Below are 8,893 nucleotides of genomic sequence, written 5' to 3'. Positions count from 1 at the left end.
CGAACTGGCTGGACTCCAGCCTGGACCTGGAGCGCGGCCTGACGGTGCAGGAGCTGCCCCTGGACCTGGAGGACCCGGCTGGGACGCTGTGGTTCAGGCCGGCCCGGGACGCCGCCGGCCGCTGAGCCCACGCTCCCCCCGCCTGGCGGCGCAGTTCAGGCCACCGGCCGCGGCCGGGCGCCGAAGATGGCGGTGCCGATGCGCACCATGGTCGCCCCTTCGAGCACGGCCGCCTCCAGGTCGGCGCTCATGCCCATCGACAAGGTGTCCAGCGACAGACCGAGGGCCTGGAGCGCCTCGAACGCCTCCCGCAGGCGACGGTGCGGCAGGCGCTGGGCGCTCAGGTCCCCCGCGGGCTCGGGGATGGCCATCAGGCCCCGCAGGGTGAGCCGCGGCAAGGCCGCCACCGCCTGCGCCAGGGCAGGCAGCGCCTCCAGCGTCACCCCGCTCTTGCTGTCTTCGCCACTGATGTTGACCTGCAGGCAGACCTGCAGCGCAGGCAGCCCGGCCGGCCGCTGGGCCGACAGCCGCTCGGCGATCTTCAGCCGGTCCACCGAGTGCACCCAGTCGAACTGCTCGGCCACCACCCGCGTCTTGTTGGCCTGCAGCGGCCCGATCAGGTGCCAGACGGGCCGTGGCTGCAGGTCGGCCAGAGCCTCGATCTTGGCCAGGGCTTCCTGGACGTAGTTTTCACCGAAGGCGCGCTGCCCCGCCGCGAAGGCCTCGCGCACCGCGTCGGGGGGGCAGGTCTTGCTGACGGCCAGCAGGGTCACGGCGTCGGCCGGTCGCCCCGCCGCCTCACAAGCCGCGTTCAGACGGTGACGGACTTGTAGTATGTTCTGCGCGATACTGACCATGATCACCCGAGCATAAACGACGCCCTTGCCCAGGGTGCCCAGGGACCTCCACACACCTCGCCATGGACATCACCCAACTGCTGGCCTTCTCGGTGAAGAACAAGGCCTCGGACCTGCACCTCTCTGCCGGCCTGCCGCCGATGATCCGTGTGCACGGCGATGTCCGACGCATCAACGTGGAGCCGCTGAACCACAAGCAGGTTCATGCGATGGTCTACGACATCATGAACGATGTGCAGCGCAAGCAGTACGAGGACACGCTGGAGTGCGACTTCAGCTTCGAAGTCCAGGGACTGGCGCGCTTCCGGGTCAACGCCTTCCACCAGAACCGCGGCGCCGGCGCGGTGTTCCGGACCATTCCGTCCAAGATCCTGACGCTGCAGCAGCTCAACTGCCCGCCGGTCTTCGCCGATCTGGCGCTCAAGCCGCGCGGCCTGGTGCTGGTGACGGGCCCGACGGGCTCGGGCAAGTCCACCACGCTGGCGGCCATGGTGGACCACCTCAACGAATCCGAGTACGGCCACATCCTGACGCTGGAAGACCCGATCGAATTCGTGCACGAATCCAAGAAGTGCCTGGTCAACCAGCGTGAGGTGGGGCCGCACACCCACAGCTTCGCCAACGCCCTGCGCGCCGCCCTGCGCGAGGACCCGGACGCGGTGCTGGTGGGCGAATTGCGCGACCTGGAGACCATCCGCCTGGCGCTGACCGCGGCCGAGACCGGCCACCTGGTCTTCGGCACCCTGCACACCAGCAGCGCCGCCAAGACCATCGACCGGATCGTGGACGTGTTCCCCGCCGCCGAGAAGGACATGGTGCGCGCCATGCTGTCCGAATCGCTGGTGGCGGTCATCTCCCAGACCCTGTGCAAGACCAAGGACGGCCAGGGCCGGGTGGCGGCACACGAGATCATGATCGGCACCTCGGCCATCCGCAACCTCATCCGCGAGAACAAGGTGGCCCAGATGTACTCCTCCATCCAGACCGGCCAGAGTGCCGGCATGCAGACCCTGGACCAGTGCCTGGCGGATCTGGTGCGCCGCAATCTGGTGGCCGCTTCCGAAGCCCGCGTGCGGGCCAAGTTCCCGGAGAACTTCCCGGGCTGATCCCGCCTCACCGCTCCTTGCAGTACCGCCGTGACCGTGAAACAGCTGCTCTCCCGCCTCCGCCGCACGGCCGATCCGGCCAATGAAAGCCCGCGCCCCGATGACGCGGGCTTTTTCGCCACCCAGCTGATGGACCACGAGGGCCACACCCAGCTGCTGGCGCCCTGGCAGGAGCGGGCCAGCGCGCTGGGCGCCCGCCCCTTCGACACCGTGCAGGGCCTGGCGCTGCTGCAGCAATGGTTCCACCAGGACCCGGTGTTCGCCGGGCTGGAAGGCATCGACCTGGGCGTGCTGGGCGGCTACTTCGAGTTTGTGCAGCTCGACAGCGGTCGGCAGATCATCGGCCAGGACGAGCAGGGCGACTACCTGGTGGTGCTGCTCCAGGGGGTGGTGGCCGACGACCGGTTGCAACCCTCGGGCGCCAAGGTACGCATCAACGAGTCACGCGCGGGCGACGTGCTGGGCGAGATGTCCGTGCTGGACGGCGGCACCCGCTTCTGCTCCTGCACCGCGCTGACGCCGCTGATCGCCGCGGTGCTCCCCAGCCAGGCGCTGGAAGCCATGATGAACGATGAACCCCGGCTGGCCGCCGCGGTGCTGGCCTGGTTGGCCAAGCGCCTGTCGTTGCGCCTGCGCCAGGTCAGCGCCCGCCTGTCGGTGCAGCTGAGCCGCGGTGGCCAGGCCGGCGAGTGAGCCCATCCGACCGAATCCGCTGACGGAGAACCTCCATGGAACGCGACCAGGCCTCGAAATTCGTCAATGACCTGCTCAAGTTGCTGGTCACGCGCAAGGGCTCCGACCTCTTCCTGACCGCCGATTTCCCGCCCGCCATCAAGGTCGACGGCAAGGTCACGCGGGTGTCCCCCCAGCCCCTGACAGGCTCGCACACGGTGGCACTGGCGCGGGCCATCATGAACGACAAGCAGGCCGCGGATTTCGAACGCACCAAGGAGTGCAATTTCGCGATCTCGCCGCAGGGCATCGGCCGCTTCCGCGTCAGCGCCTTCATGCAGCAGGGCCACGTGGGCATGGTGCTGCGGACCATCCCGCAGGAACTGCCCACCATCGACGAGCTGGGTCTGCCGCAGATCCTCAAGGACGTGGCGATGACCAAGCGCGGTCTGGTCATCCTGGTAGGGGCCACGGGCTCGGGCAAGTCCACCTCGCTGGCCTCGATGGTGGACTGGCGCAACGAGCATGCCTGCGACCACATCATCACGGTGGAAGACCCGGTGGAGTTCGTGCACCCGCACAAGAACAGCATCATCACCCAGCGCGAAGTGGGCATCGACACCGAGGACTGGGACATCGCGCTGAAGAACAGCCTGCGACAGGCCCCAGATGTGATCCTGATGGGCGAAATCCGTGACCGCAAGACCATGGAGCTGGCCATCGCCTTCGCCGAGACCGGCCACCTGTGCATGGCCACGCTGCACGCCAACAGCGCCAACCAGGCGCTGGACCGGATCATCAACTTCTTCCCCGAGGAGAAGCGCGACCAGTTGCTGATGGACGTGTCGCTGAACCTCAAGGGCATGATCTCCCAGCGCCTGCTGCCCCGCCAGGAGGGACGCGGCCGCATCGCCGCGGTGGAGATCATGCTCAACACGCCGCTGATGGCCGACCTGATCTTCAAGGGCGAAGTGGGTGAACTCAAAGAGCTGATGAAGCGCTCACGCGAGCTGGGCATGCAGACCTTCGACCAGGCCCTGTTCGACCTCTACGAGGCCAATGCCATCACCTACGAAGACGCCTTGCGCAACGCGGACTCCGTCAACGACCTGCGGCTGCAGATCAAGCTCAACAGCAAACGGGCCCGCGTGGGCGACCTGGCTGCCGGCACCGAGAACCTGACCATCATCTGAACACCATGGTGAACAAGACCTACGACAGCGTGCCGCCGCAGCGGGTGGCCTTCCTGGGCCTGGGCGTGATGGGCTCGCCCATGGCGGGCCATCTGCAGCGGGCCGGCCACGAGGTGACCGTCTACAACCGCACGGCCGCCAAGGCCGAGGCCTGGGTGGCAAGCTACGGCGGCCGCAGCGCCCCCACCCCGCGCGAGGCGGTGGCCGGGGCCAGCCTGGTCTTTGCCTGCGTGGGCAATGACGATGACCTGCGCTCGGTGGCGCTGGGGTCGGACGGTGCCTTCGCGGGCATGAAGGAAGGCGCCATCTTCGTGGACCACACCACGGCGTCCGCGGAGGTGGCCCGCGAGCTCAACCAGGTGGCCCGGCTGGCCGGCAAGTATTTCATCGACGCGCCGGTGTCCGGGGGACAGGCCGGTGCCGAGAACGGCGTGCTGACCGTGATGTGCGGCGGCGAGCTGGCCCCCTTCGAGGCCATGAAGCCGGTGGCCATGGCCTACAGCCGGGCAGTGACCCGCATTGGCGAATCGGGCGCCGGCCAACTGGCCAAGATGGTCAACCAGATCTGCATCGCCGGCCTGGTGCAGGGCCTGTCGGAGGCGGTGGCCTTCGGTCAGCAGGCCCAGCTGGACATGAAGCTGGTGCTGGACGTGATCGGCAAGGGTGCGGCCCAGAGCTGGCAGCTGGACAACCGCGGCAAGACCATGGTGGACGACCAGTTCGAATTCGGCTTCGCCGTGGACTGGATGCGCAAGGACCTGGGTCTGGTGCTGGACGAAGCGCGCCGCAACGGTGCCCGCCTGCCGATCACCGCACTGGTGGACCAGTTCTATGCCGATGTGCAGGAGATGGGCGGCGGCCGCTGGGACACCTCCAGCCTGATCCGCCGCCTGCGCTGAAGGCTCAGCGGGCCGCGGAGGCGGCCGGCGTGGGTGCCGGCTGCAGCGCCTTGAGCTGCTCTTCGCTCACCACCTCGGCCACGCGCACGACCTTGTCCACGCCGCTGATCGAGCGGGTCAGTTCGGTGGCCCGGTTGAGTTCGCGCTCGGTCACCACGCCCATCAGGTAGACGGTGCCGCGCTCGGTCACCACCTTGAAGGCATTGCCCTGCACGTCCTTGGCGTCGAACAGCGTGGCCTTGACCTTGCTGGTCACGATGGCGTCGCTGGAGCGCGAGGTCAGCGAGCTGTTGGGCATCACGGCGATCTCGTTGGTGACGGAACGCAGGTTCTCCACCCCCGCCACGGCATTGGCCACGGCGGCGCGGTCGCTCTCGCTGGGCACCTCGCCGGTCAGCAGGGCCAGGCGGTTGTAGCTGGTGACGTTGACATGGCCGCGGTCGCCAATGGCCTGGCGGATGCGGTTGTAGGACTTGGCCTCGATGGCCTCGTCCTCGACCTGCGCACCAGAGGTGCGCCGGTCGGTGTACATCAGGGCCCCGCCCACGGCGGCCCCGCCGATCAGCAAAGGCGCGCAGGCGCTGAGCAACTGGGTGGCGGCCAGCAGGCTGGCCAGGGTCACGATACGGCTGGTGTTCTTCATCATCGGTCCTGAAAGAAAGCGCCCGGACGGGGCACTCAGCTGGGCGACTCTTCGCCCAGCAATTGCATGTCGATGGCATCGCACAGGGCATGCGTGGCCATCAGGTGCAGTTCGCGCACCCGGGCGGGACGGGCGTTGGCCACGGGCACCCAGACGTCGGTTTCCGCCAGCAGATCGGGCCAGGCGCCCGGGTCGCCGCCGGTGAACAGCACCACGCTCATCTCCTGCTGGTGCGCGGCCTGGACCACCGCGCGCAGCGTCGGGTCCTCGCCGTACAGCCCCGCAAAGACGACCAGCAGGTCACCCGGGTGACCCAGGGCGCGCAGCTGGGCGGCAAACACGTCCTCGCCATGGCCCGGCGCCGGCGGCAGGGCCAGCGGACGCCCCAGGCCGGGGCCCAGCGCCAGCGCGGCCAATGGCGGGCGCTCGCGTTCGAAACGCAGGGTCAGGGCTCCGCACAGGGCCGCGGCCAGATCGGCGTCCGCCCCCTGACCACAGGCCAGCAGCTTGCCGCCCGCCGTCAGACAGCCCACGGCCGCCTGTGCGGCCTCGGCAATGGGACGGGACAGGGACTCGGCCACCTGGTAGAGCAGGTCGGCGGTCTCGAAGAAATGGTGCTGGATACGGGCTTCAAGCATGGGCGCCGATCATAAGCGCGGGCATGTCCTGGGTATGAACCCCGGACGGACTGCGAGTTCCCGGTGTTTCAGCCGGCATCGAAAGCCCCGCGCAGCCATTGCAGCGACGGCCCATCGACGGCCACCACATCGAAGCGACAGGGCGGCAGCGTGGGCAGGCGCATCAGGTAATGCTGGGCGGCATAGACCAGGCTGCGCTGCTTGGCCCAGGTCACACTGGCCGCCGCACCACCATGGCCCCGGTCCTGACGGGCGCGGACCTCGACGAAGACCAGGGTGCCGTCGGGCTCGCGCAGGATCAGGTCGATCTCACCCCCGCGACGAGAGGGGCCGCGCGCCACCCGATAATTGCGCTGCACCAGGCGCAAGCCATGGTCCTGCAGATGCGCCAGGGCCTGATCCTCCGCCGTGCGGCCGGTGACCGCACGCGCCTGTGCGGCGGCCTGGGCCGACGCCGGGTCCTTCCGGGGCTTACCGAACCACATGAGCGCTTCCTCTGCTTCCCTGTCCCTGCTCCAGGCCGCTGCCACCGCAGCCGGTGCCCAGCAGTATCCCGCCGCCACCTTGTACGTCGTGGCCAGCCCCATCGGCAATCTGGCGGACTTCAGCCTGCGGGCGGTGCATGCGCTCTCGCTGGTCGACGCGGTGGCCTGCGAGGACACCCGGGTCACGGCCGGCCTGCTGCGCCACCTGGGGCTGGACAAGCCGCTGATCGCGGTGCACGAGCACAACGAGCAGAGCGCGGCGGAAAAAGTGCTCGCCCGGCTGGCCCAGGGCGAGCGGGTGGCCTATCTCAGCGACGCGGGCACGCCCGCTGTGTCGGACCCGGGGGCGGTGCTGGCCCACCAGGCACGGGCGGCCGGCCACCGCGTGCTGCCGCTGCCAGGCCCCAGCGCCGTGGTGACGGCGCTGAGCGCAGCCGGTTGCGTGACGGCGCCGGGCCCCGGCTTCCACTTCGCAGGCTTCCTGCCCGCCAAGGGCCAGGAACGGGAAGCCCGCCTGCAGGCCGCGCTGGCCCAGCCTTGCCCCACCGTGCTGTTCGAGGCACCGCACCGCATCGAGTCCCTGGCCGGCCGTTTGGCAGAACTGGCACCGGCGCGCCCCGTCACCGTCTGCCGCGAACTGACCAAGCAGTTCGAGCAGATCGACACCTTGGTGGCCGCAGAACTGCCCGCCTGGTTCGCGGCGGACGCTCAACGTCGCAAGGGTGAGTTCGCAGTGCTGCTGCATGCCCCCGAGCCGTCCAATGAGGACAGCCAGTCCCTCTCACCCGAGGTGGAACGGACCCTGCGCATCCTCACGCGGGATCTGCCGCTCAAGCAGGCCGTGGCCCTGGCGGCCGAACTGACGGGCGCCCCCCGCAACACCTTGTACGAACAGGCCCTGACTTGGCGCCAGGCCCTGCAGGCGGCGGACGACGAGACGAACGCCGGCTGAAAAAAGCCGGGCGCCGGGCGTCAACTCACTGCGGTGCCGAGGCGCCGCGCTCGTTGTGCGTCTTGCGGGCGATGTCGCGGTTGGCGCGACGTTCGGCCGAGCGGATGCGCGTGCGTTCCTGGGTTGTCACGGTGCCGTCGGCGGCGGCCTTGGTTTCCATGTTGTCGATGTGCTGCTGCTGGTTGTCCAGGCGGGTCGTTTCGCGCTGGGTCAGCTCGCCGCTGGCGGCGCCCTGGTTGATGCGGGCGGCCTCGCGCTGCTGACGCAGCTTGATGTGCGGGGTGCTGGCACCGCGCTCCGGCGGGGTGGCGGTCTGGGCGCTGGCGGCAAAGCTGGCGCAGGCGATGAAACCGGCCAGGGCCAGGCTGAGGGCAGACGTCTTGCGAATCATGGGGCTTCCTCCTTCGACTGAGATCACGGGCACGATGCCACGCGCCGATGACAGTCACAACGCCTGAGATAGGGATCGTGCCGACTCGGACTCTCTGAAAGGGTGTACACCTGTAAACAGACGGACTCCCTACAATCGATCGCATGATCTCCCGCGAACCCACCCTCGAACGGCTGGCAGTGGCGCAAAGCCTGCTGCTGGACCCCTATCAACTGACGGAGTCCACGCTGTCCCGGGCCTTGGCCACCATCGGTGAGCACAAGGTGGACGACGCGGATCTCTACTTCCAGTACACCCGGCACGAAGGCTGGAGCCTGGAGGAAGGCATCGTCAAGAGCGGCAGCTTCTCGATCGACCAGGGCGTGGGCGTGCGCGCCATCGCTGGCGAGAAGACCGCCTTCGCCTATTCGGACGACCTCTCCGAGGCGGCCCTGCTGGACGCCGCCCGCACCGTGCGCACCATTGCCGCGTCTGGGCAGAGCCGTCGCGTTAAGGTGAGCAACAAGACCCAGGTGGCCAAGAGCCGCCTGCTCTACGCCCCGCTGGACCCGATCGCCACGCTGGACAGCACGCAGAAGGTCGAGCTGCTGGAACGCATCGAACGCATGGCCCGCGCCCGCGATCCGCGCGTTGTGCAGGTCATGGCCGGCCTGGCCGCCGAGTACGACGTGGTGCTGGTGGCCCGTGCCGACGGCACCCGCGCGGCCGACGTGCGGCCCCTGGTGCGCCTGTCCATCACCGTGATCGCCGAGCAGAACGGCCGACGCGAGGTGGGCTCGGGCGGCGGCGGTGGCCGCTTCGGCCTGGGCTACTTCCAGGACGCCCAGCTCGAGAGTTATGTGGATCAGGCCGTCAATGCGGCCCTGACCAACCTCGAATCGCGCCCGGCGCCAGCCGGCCCGATGACCGTGGTCCTGGGGCCGGGCTGGCCCGGCGTGATGCTGCACGAAGCGGTGGGCCACGGCCTGGAGGGCGACTTCAACCGCAAGGGCTCGTCCACCTTCTCCGGCCGCATCGGCGAGCGGGTGGCGTCCAAGGGCGTCACCGTGCTGACGAC

Annotated in this window: 11 protein-coding genes; 6 read left to right on the top strand and 5 right to left on the bottom strand. The window is 69.0% G+C overall.

Annotated elements, in window-relative coordinates; translation table 11 throughout:
- Positions 1-155: 155 nt before the first annotated feature.
- The gene (locus tag I73_RS14055; RefSeq protein WP_026096725.1) at positions 156-857 is read right to left on the bottom strand and encodes a YggS family pyridoxal phosphate-dependent enzyme; all 702 of its coding nucleotides are present in this window, start codon (positions 855-857) and stop codon (positions 156-158) included.
- Between the two features lie 62 nt (positions 858-919).
- On the opposite strand from I73_RS14055, the gene I73_RS14050 reads away from it, so the two are divergent.
- From I73_RS14050 to I73_RS14035, 4 genes are read left to right on the top strand one after another with little or no spacing between them, the layout of a single operon-like run.
- Positions 920-1,963 (top strand): type IV pilus twitching motility protein PilT, encoded by a 1,044-nt coding sequence (locus I73_RS14050; RefSeq protein ID WP_022981192.1) that lies wholly within the window; start codon positions 920-922, stop codon positions 1,961-1,963.
- A gap of 30 nt (positions 1,964-1,993) precedes the next feature.
- Positions 1,994-2,656, top strand: coding sequence for a cyclic nucleotide-binding domain-containing protein (locus I73_RS27985; RefSeq protein ID WP_022981191.1), 663 nt, complete (start codon positions 1,994-1,996; stop codon positions 2,654-2,656).
- A gap of 35 nt (positions 2,657-2,691) precedes the next feature.
- A complete protein-coding gene (locus I73_RS14040) occupies positions 2,692-3,828 on the top strand; it encodes a PilT/PilU family type 4a pilus ATPase (RefSeq protein WP_022981190.1) in 1,137 nt (378 codons plus the stop codon).
- A gap of 5 nt (positions 3,829-3,833) precedes the next feature.
- A complete protein-coding gene (locus I73_RS14035) occupies positions 3,834-4,727 on the top strand; it encodes an NAD(P)-binding domain-containing protein (RefSeq protein ID WP_022981189.1) in 894 nt (297 codons plus the stop codon).
- 4 nt (positions 4,728-4,731) lie between these two features.
- Here I73_RS14035 and I73_RS14030 read toward each other — a convergent pair whose 3' ends face one another.
- From I73_RS14030 to I73_RS27980, 3 genes are all read right to left on the bottom strand, one after another.
- Positions 4,732-5,370, bottom strand: a complete 639-nt coding sequence (locus tag I73_RS14030; protein WP_026096723.1) for a BON domain-containing protein — start codon at positions 5,368-5,370, stop codon at positions 4,732-4,734.
- 35 nt (positions 5,371-5,405) lie between these two features.
- Positions 5,406-6,008: an SIS domain-containing protein gene (locus tag I73_RS14025; protein ID WP_022981187.1), complete on the bottom strand. Its 603-nt coding sequence runs from the start codon at positions 6,006-6,008 to the stop codon at positions 5,406-5,408.
- Between the two features lie 68 nt (positions 6,009-6,076).
- Positions 6,077-6,493: a YraN family protein gene (locus I73_RS27980; RefSeq protein WP_022981186.1), complete on the bottom strand. Its 417-nt coding sequence runs from the start codon at positions 6,491-6,493 to the stop codon at positions 6,077-6,079.
- On the opposite strand from I73_RS27980, the gene rsmI reads away from it, so the two are divergent.
- Positions 6,492-7,445 carry a 16S rRNA (cytidine(1402)-2'-O)-methyltransferase gene (rsmI, locus tag I73_RS14015; protein ID WP_022981185.1) on the top strand — a complete coding sequence of 318 codons (954 nt, stop codon included), beginning with the start codon at positions 6,492-6,494 and terminating at the stop codon, positions 7,443-7,445. The genes I73_RS27980 and rsmI overlap by 2 nt on opposite strands.
- Before the next feature lie 25 nt (positions 7,446-7,470).
- Here rsmI and I73_RS27975 read toward each other — a convergent pair whose 3' ends face one another.
- Positions 7,471-7,836: a hypothetical protein gene (locus I73_RS27975; protein WP_022981184.1), complete on the bottom strand. Its 366-nt coding sequence runs from the start codon at positions 7,834-7,836 to the stop codon at positions 7,471-7,473.
- A 143-nt stretch (positions 7,837-7,979) separates the two neighbouring features.
- Between I73_RS27975 and I73_RS14005 the strand changes: the two genes are divergently transcribed.
- On the top strand, positions 7,980-8,893 hold a 914-nt coding region (locus tag I73_RS14005; protein WP_022981183.1), incomplete at its 3' end, for a metallopeptidase TldD-related protein.

Origin of the sequence: Ideonella sp. B508-1, assembly GCF_000333615.1 — a bacterium.
Taxonomy (GTDB): domain Bacteria; phylum Pseudomonadota; class Gammaproteobacteria; order Burkholderiales; family Burkholderiaceae_C; genus Ideonella.
The sequence above is the reverse complement of the archived record's forward strand: the minus strand, read 5'-3'. Positions and strand labels throughout refer to the sequence as shown.

Bases quoted from the DNA above. Each gene is read 5' to 3' on its own strand.
- I73_RS14055 (WP_026096725.1), bottom strand. From the start codon at position 857: ATGGTCAGTATCGCGCAGAACATACTACAAGTCCGTCACCGTCTGAAC.
- I73_RS14050 (WP_022981192.1), top strand. From the start codon at position 920: ATGGACATCACCCAACTGCTGGCCTTCTCGGTGAAGAACAAGGCCTCG.
- I73_RS14040 (WP_022981190.1), top strand. From the start codon at position 2,692: ATGGAACGCGACCAGGCCTCGAAATTCGTCAATGACCTGCTCAAGTTG.
- I73_RS14035 (WP_022981189.1), top strand. From the start codon at position 3,834: ATGGTGAACAAGACCTACGACAGCGTGCCGCCGCAGCGGGTGGCCTTC.
- I73_RS14030 (WP_026096723.1), bottom strand. From the start codon at position 5,370: ATGAAGAACACCAGCCGTATCGTGACCCTGGCCAGCCTGCTGGCCGCC.
- I73_RS14025 (WP_022981187.1), bottom strand. From the start codon at position 6,008: ATGCTTGAAGCCCGTATCCAGCACCATTTCTTCGAGACCGCCGACCTG.
- rsmI (WP_022981185.1), top strand. From the start codon at position 6,492: ATGAGCGCTTCCTCTGCTTCCCTGTCCCTGCTCCAGGCCGCTGCCACC.
- I73_RS27980 (WP_022981186.1), bottom strand. From the start codon at position 6,493: ATGTGGTTCGGTAAGCCCCGGAAGGACCCGGCGTCGGCCCAGGCCGCC.
- I73_RS27975 (WP_022981184.1), bottom strand. From the start codon at position 7,836: ATGATTCGCAAGACGTCTGCCCTCAGCCTGGCCCTGGCCGGTTTCATC.